This window comes from Hymenobacter sp. BRD128, from assembly GCF_013256625.1.
In the GTDB taxonomy this organism is placed as follows: Bacteria; Bacteroidota; Bacteroidia; order Cytophagales; family Hymenobacteraceae; genus Hymenobacter.
The window spans coordinates 3,983,181-3,999,182 of sequence record NZ_CP053908.1 but is presented as its reverse complement, the minus strand read 5'-3'; the positions used below and the strand labels follow the sequence as shown (position 1 = coordinate 3,999,182).

16 protein-coding genes are annotated in these 16,002 nt (G+C 62.1%); 10 read left to right on the top strand and 6 right to left on the bottom strand.

Translation table 11 applies throughout. From position 1 onward, the window contains the following. Positions 1 to 142 precede the first annotated feature (142 nt). The 5 genes from GKZ68_RS17755 to GKZ68_RS17735 all read left to right on the top strand — a co-directional run bounded on the left by GKZ68_RS17755 (position 143) and on the right by GKZ68_RS17735 (position 4,916). Positions 143 to 1,021 carry a hypothetical protein gene (locus GKZ68_RS17755; RefSeq protein ID WP_173117135.1) on the top strand — a complete coding sequence of 293 codons (879 nt, stop codon included), beginning with the start codon at positions 143 to 145 and terminating at the stop codon, positions 1,019 to 1,021. 115 nt (positions 1,022 to 1,136) lie between these two features. Then, the gene (locus tag GKZ68_RS17750) at positions 1,137 to 2,693 is read left to right on the top strand and encodes a DUF1800 family protein (RefSeq protein ID WP_173117133.1); all 1,557 of its coding nucleotides are present in this window, start codon (positions 1,137 to 1,139) and stop codon (positions 2,691 to 2,693) included. After that, complete coding sequence (locus GKZ68_RS17745; RefSeq protein WP_173117131.1) at positions 2,660 to 2,863, top strand: hypothetical protein; 204 nt, start codon at positions 2,660 to 2,662, stop codon at positions 2,861 to 2,863. The genes GKZ68_RS17750 and GKZ68_RS17745 overlap by 34 nt, the downstream gene beginning before the upstream one ends. Positions 2,864 to 2,990: 127 nt before the next feature. Then, on the top strand, positions 2,991 to 4,517 hold the full coding sequence (locus GKZ68_RS17740; protein ID WP_173117129.1) for a DUF1501 domain-containing protein: 1,527 nt from the start codon (positions 2,991 to 2,993) through the stop codon (positions 4,515 to 4,517). A 162-nt stretch (positions 4,518 to 4,679) separates the two neighbouring features. Further along, a complete protein-coding gene (locus tag GKZ68_RS17735) occupies positions 4,680 to 4,916 on the top strand; it encodes a hypothetical protein (RefSeq protein WP_173117127.1) in 237 nt (78 codons plus the stop codon). 81 nt (positions 4,917 to 4,997) lie between these two features. Here the strand turns inward: GKZ68_RS17735 and GKZ68_RS17730 are convergent, their stop codons facing one another. Further along, positions 4,998 to 5,906 carry a septal ring lytic transglycosylase RlpA family protein gene (locus tag GKZ68_RS17730; RefSeq protein WP_254244291.1) on the bottom strand — a complete coding sequence of 303 codons (909 nt, stop codon included), beginning with the start codon at positions 5,904 to 5,906 and terminating at the stop codon, positions 4,998 to 5,000. A gap of 410 nt (positions 5,907 to 6,316) precedes the next feature. Between GKZ68_RS17730 and GKZ68_RS17725 the strand changes: the two genes are divergently transcribed. After that, positions 6,317 to 7,225 (top strand): DUF72 domain-containing protein, encoded by a 909-nt coding sequence (locus GKZ68_RS17725; RefSeq protein WP_173117125.1) that lies wholly within the window; start codon positions 6,317 to 6,319, stop codon positions 7,223 to 7,225. A gap of 32 nt (positions 7,226 to 7,257) precedes the next feature. Here GKZ68_RS17725 and GKZ68_RS17720 read toward each other — a convergent pair whose 3' ends face one another. Further along, positions 7,258 to 7,947 (bottom strand): DUF1345 domain-containing protein, encoded by a 690-nt coding sequence (locus tag GKZ68_RS17720; protein ID WP_173117123.1) that lies wholly within the window; start codon positions 7,945 to 7,947, stop codon positions 7,258 to 7,260. A gap of 102 nt (positions 7,948 to 8,049) precedes the next feature. Here GKZ68_RS17720 and GKZ68_RS17715 point away from each other — a divergent pair, with 102 nt between their 5' ends. The 4 genes from GKZ68_RS17715 to GKZ68_RS17705 all read left to right on the top strand — a co-directional run bounded on the left by GKZ68_RS17715 (position 8,050) and on the right by GKZ68_RS17705 (position 10,682). After that, positions 8,050 to 9,087: a nicotinate phosphoribosyltransferase gene (locus GKZ68_RS17715; RefSeq protein ID WP_367949177.1), complete on the top strand. Its 1,038-nt coding sequence runs from the start codon at positions 8,050 to 8,052 to the stop codon at positions 9,085 to 9,087. Beyond that, positions 9,075 to 9,545 carry a hypothetical protein gene (locus GKZ68_RS22785; protein ID WP_367949176.1) on the top strand — a complete coding sequence of 157 codons (471 nt, stop codon included), beginning with the start codon at positions 9,075 to 9,077 and terminating at the stop codon, positions 9,543 to 9,545. The genes GKZ68_RS17715 and GKZ68_RS22785 overlap by 13 nt, the downstream gene beginning before the upstream one ends. Positions 9,546 to 9,723: 178 nt before the next feature. Continuing rightward, the gene (locus GKZ68_RS17710; RefSeq protein WP_254244057.1) at positions 9,724 to 10,134 is read left to right on the top strand and encodes an antitoxin Xre/MbcA/ParS toxin-binding domain-containing protein; all 411 of its coding nucleotides are present in this window, start codon (positions 9,724 to 9,726) and stop codon (positions 10,132 to 10,134) included. A gap of 68 nt (positions 10,135 to 10,202) precedes the next feature. Further along, the gene (locus tag GKZ68_RS17705; protein WP_173117119.1) at positions 10,203 to 10,682 is read left to right on the top strand and encodes an RES family NAD+ phosphorylase; all 480 of its coding nucleotides are present in this window, start codon (positions 10,203 to 10,205) and stop codon (positions 10,680 to 10,682) included. 613 nt (positions 10,683 to 11,295) lie between these two features. Here the strand turns inward: GKZ68_RS17705 and GKZ68_RS17700 are convergent. The 4 genes from GKZ68_RS17700 to purD all read right to left on the bottom strand — a co-directional run bounded on the left by GKZ68_RS17700 (position 11,296) and on the right by purD (position 15,975). Next, positions 11,296 to 12,390 carry an AIR synthase-related protein gene (locus GKZ68_RS17700; RefSeq protein WP_173117117.1) on the bottom strand — a complete coding sequence of 365 codons (1,095 nt, stop codon included), beginning with the start codon at positions 12,388 to 12,390 and terminating at the stop codon, positions 11,296 to 11,298. A gap of 165 nt (positions 12,391 to 12,555) precedes the next feature. Next, entirely contained in the window at positions 12,556 to 14,052 is a 1,497-nt protein-coding gene (gene purF, locus GKZ68_RS17695; RefSeq protein WP_173117115.1) for an amidophosphoribosyltransferase, read from the bottom strand. Between the two features lie 24 nt (positions 14,053 to 14,076). After that, positions 14,077 to 14,691: a phosphoribosylglycinamide formyltransferase gene (gene purN, locus GKZ68_RS17690; protein ID WP_173117113.1), complete on the bottom strand. Its 615-nt coding sequence runs from the start codon at positions 14,689 to 14,691 to the stop codon at positions 14,077 to 14,079. A gap of 3 nt (positions 14,692 to 14,694) precedes the next feature. Then, the gene (gene purD, locus GKZ68_RS17685; protein ID WP_173117111.1) at positions 14,695 to 15,975 is read right to left on the bottom strand and encodes a phosphoribosylamine--glycine ligase; all 1,281 of its coding nucleotides are present in this window, start codon (positions 15,973 to 15,975) and stop codon (positions 14,695 to 14,697) included. Positions 15,976 to 16,002 lie beyond the last annotated feature (27 nt).

Below are 16,002 nucleotides of genomic sequence, written 5' to 3'. Positions count from 1 at the left end.
GGCGGGGCTTTTTTTGTGGTGAGCGGCGCGGATTTTTCATCCGCGAAGATGCCGGGCACCTCATTCGCGGGCTGAAAGCCCGCGCTACTGGCTGAAACCGCGCCAGGGCGCGGGTGGGTTTTCGCCCCGACCTTTGCCGGGCATGGGCAATTACCTTATCTACCAGGCCTACGGCAGCGCCGACATTCTCAACGAGGCACTGCTGAGCATTCTTTCCTACCTGCGGCAACCAGTCGGCGCCACCGTGCTGGTGTATACCGATAACCCAGCGCACTTCCAGGCCGTGCTGGGCGAAGTGGCTGGCGTCGCCTACGTGTTTATCGAGCCGATGCAATGGCGGGCCTGGCGCGGCGAAATTGACTTCGTGCACCGGGTTAAAATCAAGGTATTGCAGCACGCGGCGGCGCACTACGCGGGCCAGCTGCTGTACGTCGATACCGATACTATTTTCACGCAGTCGCCGGCCGCCATTTTTGCCGCGCTGGCCCAGGGCGAGCGCTTCATGCACGTGGCGGAAGGCCGCCTGGGCGATGGCAACCCCTTGAATCGCAAGATAAACCGGGCCTTGCAGCAGGCCAGCGGCGGGCCGGCGCTGGCGCGCGGCACCATCGGCCCCGACACCCGCATGTATAATGCCGGCGTGCTGGGCCTGCGCAGCCCCGATGCGCCGCTGCTGGCCGAGGTGCTGGCCCTCACCGAGCAGCTTTACCGTCTCTACCCCAAGCACGTGATGGAGCAGCTAGCCTTCAGCGTGGTGTGGGCGCGCGCGGGGCCGGTGCGCGAGGCGGCACCGTGGGTATACCACTATTGGAATTTAAAGGAAATCAGACCGGTGCTAGCCCGGCTTTTTGCGCCGCAGCCAAGCCTAACCCTAGCCGGGTGGCAGGCCCGCGCCGCCCGCCTCGACGTGCCCGCGCTGGCCGAGGGCAAGGCTCAGTTTCGGGCGCTGCCGGGGTGGCAGCGGGCGGTATGGCGCTGGCTAGGACGCGGCTGGCAGCTCCCGGCTAGCCTTCCAAGCTAGTGCCATAGCCCCCAAAAAAATGACGAATAGATGAGGGGGTAAAAAATTGTCTGTCAGTCATTAAACTTTGTAGAAAAGACGACATCTTTACGAGGCAATCGTCTTGCTGCCGACTATGAACCGCCGAGCTTTACTCCAGCCCAAGACTTTTTCTGGCCGAGCCCTAGGGAGGGCCCCCGCGGCGCTAGCCCCCGCCAGCGGCCCCGGCGACCCACCTGAGAAGGTTAGTCCCTTTGCCAACAAAGTGCTGCCGATGCGCCTCAGCGCCACGGCCTCGACGCTGGCGCCCTACACCGGGCCCTGGGGCACGGCGCAGGCGGCCCACCTGCTGCGGCGCAGCTTGTTTGGCCCCACGCGCGGCGAGATTCAGGCGGCGGCTGGCTCCTCACTCGCGGTGGTGCTCGATGAGTTGCTGACTGCCCCCGCCGCACCCAGCCCACCCGTGAACGTGAGCACGGCCGACCCGACCGTGCCCATCGGCCAGCCCTGGGTGGGCCAGGCGTTCGACCAGACGCTGGAAGGCGCGCGCCGCACCTCGCTGCGCGACTGGTGGCTAGGGCAGCAGCTGGGGCAGGGCGTATCGCTGAGTGAGAAAATGACGCTGTTCTGGCACAACCACTTCGTGGTGGAGTTTAGTACCATCAACAGCGCGCAGTATGGCTACGAATACGTGCGGCTGCTGCGCCAGTACGCGCTCGGTAATGTGCGGCAGCTGGCGAAGGACATGACCATAAACCCGGCTATGCTGCGCTACCTCAATGGCAATGCCAGCACGGCCAGCGCGCCCAATGAGAATTACGGCCGCGAGCTGCTGGAACTGTTTACGCTGGGCAAGGGGCCGCTCGTCGGGGCCGGCAACTACACCACCTACACCGAGGCCGACGTGCAGGCCGCCGCCAAGGTGCTAACCGGCTGGCGCGACGACCCGGCCACGGTGGCGGGCTACTTCACGGCCAGCCGCCACGACACCAGCCCCAAGCAGTTTTCGGCCGCCTTCGGCAACGCCAAGCTTGCCCCCAACGGGGCTAGCGAGTACCAGGATTTGCTGGACCTGATTTTCCGGCAGTCGGCTACGGCGGCGTTTCTGGTGCGCAAGCTCTACCGCTGGTTTGTGTACTACGTGATTGATGCCCAAATTGAAAGCGACATTATTCAGCCCCTGGCTAGCCTGCTGGTGAGCAGCAACTTTGAGGTGGCGCCGGTGCTGCGGGCGCTGCTGGGTTCGGAGCACTTTTTTGACGCGGCCAACGTGGGCTGCCTGATTAAAAGCCCGCTGGATTTTACCATCGGCGTGTGCCGGCAGTTTGAGCTGGCCTTGCCACCGGCTAGCTCGCCGGTGGCGGAGTATGGTATGTGGGACTACCTCTACTCGCTGGCCTACGTGCAGCAGCAAACCCTCGGCGACCCGCCCAACGTGGCCGGCTGGGCAGCCTACTACCAGACGCCGCAATACCACGAGCTGTGGATAAATGCCGTGACACTGCCCCGCCGCAACCAGACTACCGACCTCTTTCTGGGCCTCACCGGGTACGCCCGCAACGGCTTCACGCTCAAGGCCGACCTGGTGGCTTGGGTGCAGGCCCTGCCCCCGCTACGGCCCAGGACCCCAACCTCGTCATTGCCGAGTTTGCGCAGCTTATGGTGCCCATTGACCTTACGGCCAACCAGCTAGCATTCCTCAAAAATGCGCTCATCCCCGGCCTGCCCGACTTTGAGTGGACGGCCGAGTGGAACCAGTTTCAGGCCACGCCCTCTGTCGTGGCCAAGCGCAACGCAGTGGCTACCAAGCTTTCGGCGATGGCCCGCGCGCTGGCGGGGCTAGCCGAGTACCAGCTGAGCTAGTCCGCGCTGGCCTGTCATTGCGAGCGCAGCGAAGCAATCGCACCCCAACGATACCCGAACGACTCGTTCTAGTGCGATTGCTTCGCTGCGCTCGCATATGACAACTTCTTATTTGTCAGCTTCCCTTATGAAACGCCGCGCCTTTCTCCAGACTTCCGCCGCCGCCACTACGGGCGTGGCCCTGCTCAGTGGCTTTCCCATCGGGGCCTACGGCTACTCGCCCGAGCTGGCGGCGCTCACCAACGCGGCCACGGCTACCGATAAAGTATTAGTCATCGTGCAGCTACAAGGTGGTAATGACGGGCTTAATATGATTATTCCCGTGGACCAGTACGCCGCCCTGGCGGCGGCGCGGCCCAACATCATGCTGCCCCAAAGCCAGGTGCTGCCCCTCACCACGGCTACCGGCATGCACCCGGCCATGGCCACGGCCCAGCAGCTATTCCAGAACGGCCAGCTAGGGGTGGTGCAGAGCGTAGGCTATCCTAACCCCAACTTTTCGCACTTTCGGGCCACCGATATCTGGACGTCCGGCTCCAGCTCCGACGTGGTGTGGACGACCGGCTGGGGTGGGCGCTACCTCGACGGCGAGTTTCCGGGCTACCCCACCGGCTACCCCAGCGCCGCCAATCCCGACCCGCTGGCCGTGAGCATCGGGTCGGTGGTGAGCAACTGCGTTCAGGGACCGGTAGTAAACATGGGCATGGCCATTTCCAGTACCTCCAGCTTTTATCAGCTGCTGAGCGGCGGGGTAGATGCCGCGCCGGCCACTCAGGCCGGGCACGAGCTCACGTTCATCCGGCAGGTGGTGAGCCAGACGCAGGTATACACCACGGCCATTCAAACGGCGGCCGGCAAGGCCAAGAATCTGTCGCCCCTCTACCCCCCCGCCGGCCAGAACGCCTTGGCCGACCAGCTCAAAATAGTGGCTCAGCTCGTGGCCGGTGGCCTGCAAACGCGCATCTACGTGTGTCAGCTCGGCGGCTTCGACCTGCACTCCAACCAAGTGCCTACTACGGGCGGCACCACCACCGGCGCCCACGCCACGCTGCTGGGCAAGCTGGCCAATGGCATCAATGCCTTTCAGGACGACCTGCGGCGGCTAGGGGTGCAGGACCGGGTGATTGGGATGACGTTCTCGGAATTTGGCCGGCGCATCAAGGCCAATTCGGGCTACGGCACCGACCACGGCGCGGCGGCCCCACTGCTGGTATTCGGGTCGCAGGCCAACCCGCTGGTGCATGGCCCCAACCCCAAGCTGCCCGCTAATGCCAGCGTGAACGACAACGTGACCATGCAGGTTGACTTCCGCAGCGTGTACACGAGCATTCTTAAAGACTGGTTTCAGGTGCCACAAGCTACGCTTAATCAGCTTTTTGGCCAAGCTTTTCCCTACGTGCCCGTTATCAAGCAAACGGCCCTGGCCACCGTGCCCGGCGCCGCGCCGGTGCCGGGCTTCAGTCTCTATCCCAATCCGGCCAGCACGCTGGCCACGGCGCTGTTTGAGAGTCAGGGCGCGGCCGTGCAGGTCAGCCTCTTCGACGGGCTGGGGCGCGAGGTGAGCCGGCCCGTCGATGGGCGCTGGCTGGGCACCGGCGTGCAGCGCGTGCCGCTGGTGGTGGCTGGGCTAGCCCCGGCGCCTACCACTGCGTAGTGCGCGAGGGCGACCGCAGCAGCTCGCTGGTGCTGGTGGTGGCCGAATAAAAGCCGCCCGAAAGTAAGCTGCGCAGGAACGCTAGCCAGGCTTTTGCGTAGAAGCTCCCCGAAGGCCGGCTCGCTAGCCTTCGCTGCCAATTCACCCCAACCTGCTTTTCTCATGGCTGACCAGCTTCAACAAATCGAAAAAATAATGCCCGAAGACATTGCCCGCACGTTCGAGGCGGCCGTAAATGTGTTTCAGGGCAAAACTGAGCACATGGACGACCTGCTCAAAAACGGCGGCACGCTGCTGCGCAAGGCCTCTAAAAATTTCTCTTCTACGCAGCTGGTGCTGAGCGTGGCTGCCCTGGCCATCGTAGCCATTGTGGTTATCAAGCGCGCTGCGGACGAATAGTTAAGTACGCTCACACCAACAAAAGCGGCGCCTCTTCGCAGAGGCGCCGCTTTTGTTGGTGAGTAGAGTGAGGCAGGCTAGCTATTTGAGCGTCTCCGCCACGGCCAGGGCCGGTTTTTCAGCACTGGCTAGCGCCTGGCTGGCGGGAAGCTGAGTTACCAGCCCCGCGATGCCCCATAGCTGCAGGTTTCGGCGCACGGTTTCGGCGGCTAGCCAGCTCTCAAGCTGGCTCACCACTACGCGATTGAGCACGCGGCCTTCTACCATCACAGTCACAACGTCGGCGGCCAGGGCCGGGTCGATGGTCAGGATGCGGGCCTGCATCGCCTGGGCGTGCTGCGCATCGATAAACGTGCCGGCCTGCACTACGAAGCGCGGGGCAGCGGCCTTCTCGGTAGCGGCCGGGCTGGGCGGCGCAGTGGCTAGGGCTGCGCTGGCCGCGGGCACCTCGGGCAGCAGGTAGGCCGTAAAGGGGGCCTCCGGGTTGGGGTCGCTGGCACGAAGAACAGCCAGATTTTCGGGAGTAGCAGCCAGGCCGAGCGGTGTGCTGCTGTCTACTACCTCGGCCACTACGGTGGCAGCGCCGGCCTCGACGATGCCCAGCGGGCGGGCGGCTACCTCGGCTAGGTCAATAATACGCTGGTGGCGAAATGGGCCGCGGTCGGTGACGCGCACTACCACCGTAGCGCCGGTAGTTAGGTTCGTAACCCGCAGGCGGGTGCCGAAGGGCAGCGTCTTGTGGGCGCAGGTAAACTCGTGGCGGTTGAAGCGCTCACCGCTGGTAGTGCGGCGGCCCTGAAAGCGGCGCCCATACCACGAAGCACGGCCACGCAGCACCGTAGTGTAGCCCTCGCGGGCCGTCGGGATGATAGTCGGCAGCATCCGGGAAATGTGGATGCGGCGCCGTAAGTGCCTGTGGTGCAGCTTGTGCACCCGGTTAACGCGGGTGGGACGGGCGGCGGCCGGCGATACCAGCCCTAGCCCCATCACTAGCCCCAAAAGGCAGTAAAGCAGAAAAGCGGTGAGAAAAGAAGGTAGTCGCGTAAGCGGCATGCGCTTTAGTGGATGGTGAACTAGCCGAATGTAGGCCGAACCTTGCTAAAACCGACATTTCACTTTTACTAAAAGCACTGCCCCGAACATAAATTTGCATTTTACTTATAAATCTTGCATTTAACTAGTGCATTGCCGGCCGCTATAAGTAGCAATTGTGTTTAGTTAAGGCAGCTTATGGGAAGTTTTTGTACTTTCATAATACAAGGCAGAAAATACGATTATCCGACGGGTGTAAAATTTTGGCTTAAAGCTTTAGTTTAACCCCGGAGTGAGTTTGCATCATTACTAATTCTATTGTAGCTTCCCGCGCCTGTGAGCCGCCCCCAAAGCCGTACCTTTGCCGCATGGATTTTGGCCGCCTGCCCGACCTGCGCTACGTTGATTTTCGCCTGCCCCCCGACCACCCGGCTACCAGCCAGGTGCTTAGCCGCGCCCAGCCCCCGGCTTCGCCTGGTTTGTTCGTGGGCTGCCCCATCTGGACCAATAAAGAGTGGCTGGGCTCGTACTTCCCGCTGGGGGCCAAGGAGCCGGACTTTCTGAAATACTACGCCCAGCAGTTCAACTCCATCGAGCTAAATACCACCCACTACCGCATTCCCGACGCGCCCACCGGGCGGCGCTGGCGCGAGGCCGTGGGGCCGGGCTTCAAGTTTTGTCCCAAGCTGCCGCGCAGCATCAGCCACGAGCGCGAGCTGTACAATACCGACGCGCTCGCGCTCAGCTTTACCCGCGCCGTGCAGGAGTTGGGCGACAACCTGGGCACCTGCTTTTTGCAGCTGCCGCCGCACTTCGGCCCCGAGCTGCTGCTGCGGCTAGAGCGCTTTCTGCTCGACTGGCCCGCCGCAGTGCCGCTGGCGGTGGAGTTGCGCCACCCGCGCTGGTTTTCAGATAAGGGGCTAGCCGACACCATTTTCGCTACGCTCGAAGCGCTGAATAAGACGTTGGTAATCACGGACGTGGCGGGTCGGCGCGACGTGCTGGCCCAGCGCCTCACTACTCCCACGGCCTTTATCCGCCTCAACGGCCACGGCCTGGTGCCCAGCGACTACGCCCGCGCCGACGCCTGGGCCGAGCGCCTGGCCGGGTGGTACGCGCAGGGCCTGCACACGGCGTATGTCTTTATTCACCAGAAGGATGTGCGTCACGCACCCATCTGGGCACAGCATTTTTTAACCCGGATGCAGGAATTGACCGGCATTGTGGTGGCGCCGCCGCGGCTCGTTCCGCAACAGGTGCAGGGCAGCCTGTTTTAAGCTGGTGAGCCTCTCCCCACTGCTAACAAACCTTAAAGTACACCGCCTACTCCGCTGATAACCAAGGCTATCAGGGCCGTATTGAAGCCAAACGAAATCAGACCGTGCAGCAGCGCCAGCCGGCGTATCTCCCGGCCACTAATGCTGATGTCAGCGGTTTGGGCAGTCATGCCGACTACGAACGAAAAGTAGGCCATGTCGAGGTAGTCGGGCTCCAGCTGGTCATTGCCCGGAAATACCAGCCCCCCCACGTCGGAGCCGTCGGGGTTGGCATCGTAGTAAATGTGCGCGTAGCGCAGCGTAAACACGGTGTGCACCAGCAGCCAAGCCGTCCCTACCGCCAGGATGCTTAAGGCAATATGCCTAGCCATTGCGGCAGGACCCAGGCCGTGGCTGGTACTCAGCAACACGACTACCGCCAGCAAGCTGGCACTGGCAGCTACCAGCACAAAGACGAAGCTCACGGCGCGGCTCAGGTCCTCGGCCGCCGCAACGGCCCGGATGCGGTCGGCATCGGCCGTGTACATCCCAATCCAGATGAGTGCCAGCGAAATGAGACCGAACGAATCCCAGCCAATCAGCAGGCGAGCCAGTGGCTGGTAGTGCAGGGGCGTCAACCACCACGCGATGGCACCCATTAATAAGGCAACGAGCAGGCGGCCCGACGCTGGCAGGTGGCCTACCCGATGCAACAGCGCCCGCGGTTCAGAAGGTGTATTCACGGAGCCAAGGTAAGGCGCGGGGCGTGGTGGCCAGATGAGGCTTGGGTGTAGCCGGGGGCCGGGCCGGGCCTTCACTTGCAATTTTTAGCCTTGCTTTGTCCCATGAACGACGCGCCCCTTTCCGGCCTCTACCGGCCCTCGCTAGCCCTGCTCACCGACCTCTACCAGCTCACCATGGCCTACGGCTACTGGAAGCAGGGCCTGCACGAGCGCGAAGCGGTGTTTCACCTCTACTTCCGCAAAGCTCCTTTTAATGGGGGCTACGCGGTAGCGGCGGGCCTGGCGCTGGCCGTCGATTACCTCGAAACGCTGCGCTTTTCGGATAAAGATATTACTTACCTGGCTAGCCTGCAAGGCAACAAGGGCAGCCGGCTTTTCCCCGATGAGTTTCTGGCCTACCTAAAGAATTTAAAATTCACCTGCGACGTGGATGCCGTGGCCGAGGGCACGGTCGTCTTTGGCAATGAGCCACTAGTGCGCGTGCAGGGCCCGCTGCTGCAAGCTCAGCTAGTCGAAACGGCGCTGCTTACGCTCGTCAATTTCCAAACCCTTATCGCCACCAAGGCGGCCCGCGTGCGCGACGCCGCCGGCCCCGACGACGCCGTGCTGGAGTTTGGCCTGCGCCGCGCCCAGGGGCCCGATGGCGGGCTAGGGGCTAGCCGGGCGGCCTACCTCGGCGGGGCCGATGCCACCAGCAACGTGCTGGCCGGCCAGCGCTTCGGCATTCCGGTGCGCGGCACCCACGCCCACAGCTGGGTCATGACCTTTGCCAATGAGAAAGAAGCCTTCCGCGCCTACGCCGACGCCTTCCCCAACGACTCGGTGTTTCTGGTCGATACCTACGACACCCTCGACGGCGTGCGCCACGCCATCGAAGTAGCCCTCGAAATGCGCCAGAACGGCCACGAGTTGGGCGGTATCCGCCTCGACTCGGGCGACCTGGCCTACCTCTCCAAAGAGGCGCGTAAGCTACTCGACGCGGCCGGCCTGGAAAAGGTGCGCATCGTGGCTAGCAACGACTTAGAAGAAAACCTCATCACCAGCCTCCGGCAGCAGGGCGCTCGCATCGACACCTGGGGCGTGGGCACCCAGCTCGTGACGGCCTACAACCAGGCGGCTCTCGGGGGGTGTACAAGCTAGCCGCCCTGCGCACCGCCGAGGGCCAGGGCTGGGACTTCACCATTAAGCTCTCCGAGCAGCAGGCCAAAACCAGCATCCCCGGCATCTTGCAGGTGCGCCGCTACCTGGGCGAGGCCAGCCAGCCCCGCGCCGACATGATTTACAACGTGGCCGCCGCCCAGCCGCTGCCCGCCGCCCCCATCCTCCTCGACCCTGCCGATGCCACCCGCCGCCGCCCCGTGCGCCCCGGCGCGCCCTACGTGGACCTGCTAGCCCCCGTGCTGCGCCAGGGCCGCCTCGTGCAGCCCCTGCCCACCCTGGCCGAAAGCCGCGCCCACGCCCGCCAGCAGGTGGCTAGCCTCGACGCCAGCATCCGCCGCTACCTCAACCCGCACGTGTACCCGGTGGGCCTGGAGCAGGGGCTGCACGAGTTCCGCACTCAGCTGATGCTGGAGAAGCGGCCGGTGCGGCCGGCGTAAACTATCCTCTGTTAGCCAGCGTTATATTGCCAATTGGCAGCTACCTTAGCGCTAATTGGCAAAAACTATGCATCATATCGGCGGCACTTCTGCATCAATAGGCGGCCATGCTGGCTCACAGCCAGACAACCGCATTGCGGCTACCCCGGCAGCACGCGATACAGTCACGTCGATACCCGTGGCCACCGCTACCGGCGTGCGCTTTGTAGAACAGGTACGTACCGGATGGTCGTTGGAGGCTGGGCAGCAGCACGCACGGCAACTGGCGGCTAAGCTGGGTATGACGCTGCACGAACTAGCGCTGGTTCTGGCAACGGCCGAGCGAACTTTTGCCCGGCAGCTCAGTGCCAAACCCTCCGAGAAAACGCTGGCCTTTACCAAAGCCCAGGCCGAGCGACTGCTACTGTTACAAGCCCTGACCAATCACGGGGTAGAGGTATTCGAAGACCAAGGGAAATTTAACCGCTGGCTGCGCCGGCCGTTGCCCCTGCTACAACAGCAGTCGCCTTTGCAGCTGCTGGATACGGTAACCGGCTTTCGGGTAGTAGACCAATTGCTGGGGCGCATAGCCTATGGGGTGTATAGCTAGCCAGCTAGCAGCATCTAACAACTTGCTGAAAACGCCCCCCTACTTTTGAGTCGAATCTATTCTGCTTGATGCCGCAGCACGTTTACCGCATTCAAACGCAACGCTTTGCCGCTGCCGCCCTCAGCGGCGAAGGTGCCCGCTTATACGGCGGCCGCTGGAATCCCGACGGTGTACCGCTGGTGTATACCTCCACTTCGCCCGAGCTAGCGCTACTCGAAGTACTGGTGCATCTCGATGGCACGCCATTCAGCGACCTGCCGCCTTTCGTGCTGATTACCATCTCCGTGCCCGATGCAGCCATCGAAGCAATAGCCGAAACCGACCTGCCACCCGATTGGCAACAGCAACCCGCCCCCACAGAATTAGCCCACTTCCTGCTGCCTCGCCTGCAACCCGGAAATCTTTATGTCGGTTTCTCCGTGCCCTCTGTGGTGCTTCCCAGTTCACCTAGCCGCAACATACTGCTCAACCCACAACACCCCTTGATGCCGCAGGTGCGAGTAGTTTCTACAGTTCCAATCACATTTGATGAGCGGCTACGGCCGTAGAAGTGTTTATACGAGTTTCGCACGCAGCTCATGCTGGCGAAGCGGCCGGTGCGGCCGGCGTAGGCTGCTTTTACACATGAGCAAAGCTCCTACAAGCAATAAGTTAGTCTTATTGCTTGTAGGAGCCAATTATTATCATGTACGCTTTCCGAATATCTACAGTAGCCATAGCAACCATAGGGTTGACGACACTAGGTGTTGTTTCTTGCCAACGAGCGGGTGTGGTCCCACCACCAGATTCATACTTAACTTTTATCGATAAGCCGCATACAGTAGTGGTAAAGGGGCGGGTATACTATGGAAAGACTGGCGCTGACACTTTTCTAATGCGTGATTTTAGAGTAGTATTCAGCCACAAACTAAATGGCGGCATTACCGAATCAGTTACCGACAATACAATGCCCCGAACAGGACATTATCGAATTCGACTGCGAGCTGGCTATAATTATGAAGCGGCTTTAATGGTAGGTGACTGCCGAATAGAAACCCAAGAATGGGCACTCTCTAACAAGGCCCATGACTCTGTCAGTATTAAAAACTTTTACATGGACTACCCTGACAGCACTGCGTATGGCGGCTGTTTAAGTGGCTGGTATCCGCGAGCCGTTAAGCCCTAGTACTTCAACTCCCCCGCCGCAACGCGCAGCGTTACGCCGGCTTCGGCGGTGAGGTAGCCGGCTAGCTGGGCCTGGTAGCCGCTTTGGGCGAGCTGCTGCGCGGTGGCTTCGGCGGCTTCGGGGGCTACTACGAGCAGCATGCCGTTGCCCATATTCCAGTAGAGGTAGGCGGTTTCGGGGCTGATGCCGCCGATTTCGCAGAGGCGCTGCATGGCGGGCAGGGGCGCGAAGAGGTTGTCGAGCACCGCGCCAAGGCCATTTTTGAGTACCCGCTTGAAGTTGTCGGCCACGCCGCCGCCCGTGATGTGGGCCGCGCCGCGCAGGGGCAGGCCGGCGTCGAGCACTGCCGTGAGGGCGGGCGCGTAGATGAGCGAGGGCGCGAGCAGGGCCTCGCCCCAGGTGGCGTACTGGTCGGCATCGGTGCCGTCGTAGGGCTGGGTATGCCAGTTGTCGCCGAAGAGGCGCTGCAAGGTCTTGCGGGCCAGCGAGTAGCCGTTGGAGCGGAACGAGGGCGAGCGCAGGGCCATCACGGCATCGCCGGCCTGGGCGGTGGCGCCGCTCAGGGGCTGGGTTAGGCTGGGGTGCAGCACGCCGATGGCCGTCGAGCACCAGTTGAAATTCATGCGGGCGCCGGGGAAACCGCTGATGCGGTTGCCCAACTCGGCAATTTCGCCGCCGGTGATGGCGATTTTCGAGAACTGGCAGGCGTCGTGCAGGCCGCGCATCATCTCGTCCACCACGTCGTAGTCGAGGGTATTCACGTCGATGATGTTCGAGAGATTGGTGGGCACGAAGCCGGCGGCGATGAGGTCGTCGGCGGTCATGGCCACCAGGTCGTAGCCTAGCGTGTCGTACTTGTCGAGGCGCTCGCCCAGCTCGATTTTGGTCCCGATGCCATCCGAGCTGATGCCCAGGCGCTCCTGGCCGAAGCGGATTTCGTTGCTAAAGCCGCCGTCGAGGTCGCGGGCGGGCTCGCCGGGCAGACCGGCGCGGGTAGCAAACGTCTTTTTCGACCAGTTATAGGCGTTTTTCGAGGCGGCGTTGCCGAGGTCGATGGAGTAGCCGGCGTCGGGGGTTTGGGCGTTGTTCATAAAGTGTATAAACGAGATACAAACGAGATACTTAGAAGAACTTACAAGAACGTCATGCTGAGCTTGTCGAAGCATCTCTCCCGCGCCATTGGCTTAGCAACCCTAGCGGCGTGGCAGAGATGCTTCGACAAGCTCAGCATGACGTTCTTTTTTGTATGCACAGCACTAGTGCTCGGTCGGCGCGGGGGCCTTGGCACTCACCGACTCGCCCTTTTTCTCGCTTCGGTGGCTCTGGCGCTCCTCCTGGATGTGGCGCAGGTAGCGCGTCACATCGCCGGTCGGGTACTTGCCGGTGAAGCACGCGAAGCACGAGCCGCCATGGCCGCGCTCCTCGGCAAACAAGTCCTGCAAGTCGCTCAAATCCTGATAAATAACCTTGTCAGCCTCAATATAGTGGCAGATTTCCTCCTCCGTGTAGTTGGCCGCAATCAGCTCGGTGCTCATGGCCATGTCGATGCCGTAGATGCAGGGTGATACGATGGGCGGCGCGCTCGAAATAAAGTACACCTCGCTAGCCCCCGCCTCGCGCAACAAGCGCACAATACGCCGCGACGTGGTGCCGCGCACGATGCTATCGTCTACCACCGCTACCTTTTTGCCTTCCACGAAAGCGCGGATGGGGTTTAGTTTTTTCTTCACCACGTCTTCGCGGCCGGCCTGGGTGGGCACGATAAACGAGCGGCCCATGTGGTTATTTTTCACCAGCGCCCGGCGGTAGGGCACGCCGATGGCCTCGGCTAGCCCCGACGCCGAAAAGTAGCCCGACGACGGCACGTCAATCACCATATCGGGCTTGAGGCCGGCATCAACCACCTTGCGGGCAATGATTTTGCCGAGGCGCACGCGCTCGCGGGCCACCAGGCGGCCGTGGATGGTCGAGTCTTCGCGGGCGAAGTAAATCTGTTCGAACACGCAGAAGGCCTTGGGCAGCGCCTGCTGGTTTTTATAGTGAACCTTGTAGTCGTTGTCGATAAAAATGGCTTGGCCCGGCCCCACGTTCTCGACAAATTCAAAGTCGAGGTAATCAAAGCAGGTACTTTCCGACGCGAAGGCATACACCGGGCCTTCGGGCGTATCGCGGCGGCCCATCACCAGCGGCCGGATGCCCAGCGGGTCGGTGAAAGCCAGCAGGCCGTGCCCGGCAATGATGGTAACGGTGGCGTAGGCACCCTTCACTAGCTCCTGGGTCGTTTCCACTGCGTCGAAGATATCGACCACCGAAATCCGGTCCAGGTCCTTCACCCGCAGCTCCGAGGCGAAGGTGTACATGATAAGCTCCAGGTCGTTGGTCGTCTTGGGCAGCACGTGGTACTTCTCGTGCAGCAGCTTGGCCACGTCGCGGAAGTTGATGACGTTGCCGTTGTGCACCATGGCTAGCCCAAACGGATAGCTCGTGGTGAACGGCTGCGCCAGGTCCGAGTCGTTGGCGCCCTGCGTGGTGTAGCGCACGTGCCCGATGCCGGTATTGCCCGTCAGCTTCTTGATATGCTTGGGCTTAAACACGTCATTTACCAGTCCCTGGCCCTTGTGCAGGTGAAAAGTATCGCCGTCGAAGGTGGCAATGCCGGCGGCATCCTGCCCGCGGTGCTGCAGGGCAGTGAGGCCGATAATCATATCGCCCACCACACGCTCGGGGCCGTGAAAACCTACAATACCACACATAATCAGTTAATTATGAGTTAGAAATTATGAATTATGAGTTGGAAGGGTGGGGATAGCAGCCCCCGTAATAAGGTTTGCCAAGGTTTCGGCGTATAAGGTATGCTCCACGGCCAGGCCCCGGCGCTGCACTTCGGCCAGGGTATCGGCCCCTATCAAATTTACAACCTCTTGAGCTAGAATGGGTCCGGTGTCGAGGCCTTCGTCAACTAAATGCACGGTTATCTTGGTTTCGGACAGACGGTTATCAAACGCCCATTCGTAGGCGTGCAGGCCTTGGTGCTGGTGCGTATCGGCGGGGTGAATATTGATGATGCGCCCCGCAAACGCCCGCACGAAGGCCGGCGACAGCACCCGCATGTAGCCCGCTAGCACCACGTAATTGGGTCGATATTCTCGCAGAATATCAACGACTTCCAAATCAAAACTTTCGCGCTTGCGGCCTTTGGAAGGCAGGCTAGCCGTGGGCAGGCCCAGCGCGGCGGCGGCATCGAGGCCCAGCGCCGCCGGGTCGTTGCTAAATACCACGGCCACTTCGGCTAGCCCATGCAATACGCCCGCGCGCACCGCCTCGGCCAGCGCCAGCATATTGGAGCCGCGGCCGGAAAGCAGAATCGCGAGGCGGGCGAGGGGCTTGTGCATCCGTTAATAAGCGCTCGTTTCGAGCTGCGGCGTGGGGCGCTGGCCAATGTCGGGGCGCACGTATTTATCTTGAAAATAAACCAGCTCCACTTCGGCGTAGGCTAGCTGCACGGCGGTGGGTAGGTCGGGCCCGTGCGCCACGAGCACCGCCACCCGGCCGCCATTGGTAAGCAGCTCACCAGGTTGGTCGCCCGCTTTCACGCCCCCCACAAACACCTGCGTGTCCTCACCCTGATTACCAATGCCGTGAATTGGAAAACCCGTCGGAAACTGCGCGGCCGGGTAGCCGCCCGAGGCTAGCACCAGGCCCACGAAGGCGCCGGGCCGCTGCTTCACCACCGTTTGCGCCAGGGTGCCATCGAGCGTGGCGGTTATGAGGTCGAGCAGACTCGTTTCGAGCGCGGGCAGAATCACTTCCGCCTCGGGGTCGCCAAGACGCACGTTGTACTCGAGCAGCTTCGGCCCGCTAGGGGTTAGCATCACCCCGAAGTAGAGAAAGCCTACGAAGTCGAACGGCTCGGCTTGCAGGCCGCGCAGCGTGGGGTCAATAATGTCTTTACGAATAGCGGCCAGCCAGTTATCATCCAGAAACGGCACCGGGCAATACGCGCCCATGCCGCCCGTGTTGGGGCCTTCGTCGCCCGCCAGCAACTGCTTGTGGTCCTGGGCCGGGGCTAGCAGCCGGATGCGGTTGCCATCGGTGAGGCCGATGAGGCTCACCTCGGGACCGGTCAATTTTTCTTCGAGCAGCACCGAGAACCAGCCTTCGTGCAGCTCGCGCAGCTCGGTGAGAGCCGCCCTACCCTCGGCTACGGAGCTGCATACGTACACGCCTTTGCCGGCGGCTAGGCCATCGTATTTCACCACTACCTGGCCGGCTAGCTCCTCCACCTTGGCCTGGGCATCGGCGAGGCGGTCGCTGCGGTAGCTCCAGGCGCGGGCCGTGGCTACCCCGTGGCGGCGCATAAAGTCCTTGCTCCACACCTTCGAGCTTTCGAGCGTGGCCGCCTGCCGGCGCGGGCCAAACACGCGGATGTCGGTATCAAGGAAATAATCGGCTACGCCGGCCGCCAGCGGCGCTTCCGGCCCCACCACGATGAGCTTGACGTTCTGCTCGTTGCAGAAATTCTGGATAGCCGGAAAATCGGTGGCGCTGATGCCAGCCACGCTACCGGGGATGCCGGCGTTGCCGGGCAGCACGTGCACGGTCGCGCCATCCTGGCGGAGCTTGGTGGCCAGGGCGTGCTCGCGGGCACCGGAGCCGAGGAGGACGAGTTGTTTCAAATTGCCGCTCACGTTACGAGGGAGTGT

Coding starts and splice junctions, on each gene's coding strand:
- GKZ68_RS17755 (WP_173117135.1), top strand. CDS start 143: ATGGGCAATTACCTTATCTACCAGGCCTACGGCAGCGCCGACATTCTC.
- GKZ68_RS17750 (WP_173117133.1), top strand. CDS start 1,137: ATGAACCGCCGAGCTTTACTCCAGCCCAAGACTTTTTCTGGCCGAGCC.
- GKZ68_RS17745 (WP_173117131.1), top strand. CDS start 2,660: ATGGTGCCCATTGACCTTACGGCCAACCAGCTAGCATTCCTCAAAAAT.
- GKZ68_RS17740 (WP_173117129.1), top strand. CDS start 2,991: ATGAAACGCCGCGCCTTTCTCCAGACTTCCGCCGCCGCCACTACGGGC.
- GKZ68_RS17735 (WP_173117127.1), top strand. CDS start 4,680: ATGGCTGACCAGCTTCAACAAATCGAAAAAATAATGCCCGAAGACATT.
- GKZ68_RS17725 (WP_173117125.1), top strand. CDS start 6,317: ATGGATTTTGGCCGCCTGCCCGACCTGCGCTACGTTGATTTTCGCCTG.
- GKZ68_RS17715 (WP_367949177.1), top strand. CDS start 8,050: ATGAACGACGCGCCCCTTTCCGGCCTCTACCGGCCCTCGCTAGCCCTG.
- GKZ68_RS17705 (WP_173117119.1), top strand. CDS start 10,203: ATGCCGCAGCACGTTTACCGCATTCAAACGCAACGCTTTGCCGCTGCC.
- GKZ68_RS17700 (WP_173117117.1), bottom strand. CDS start 12,390: ATGAACAACGCCCAAACCCCCGACGCCGGCTACTCCATCGACCTCGGC.
- purF (WP_173117115.1), bottom strand. CDS start 14,052: ATGTGTGGTATTGTAGGTTTTCACGGCCCCGAGCGTGTGGTGGGCGAT.
- purN (WP_173117113.1), bottom strand. CDS start 14,691: ATGCACAAGCCCCTCGCCCGCCTCGCGATTCTGCTTTCCGGCCGCGGC.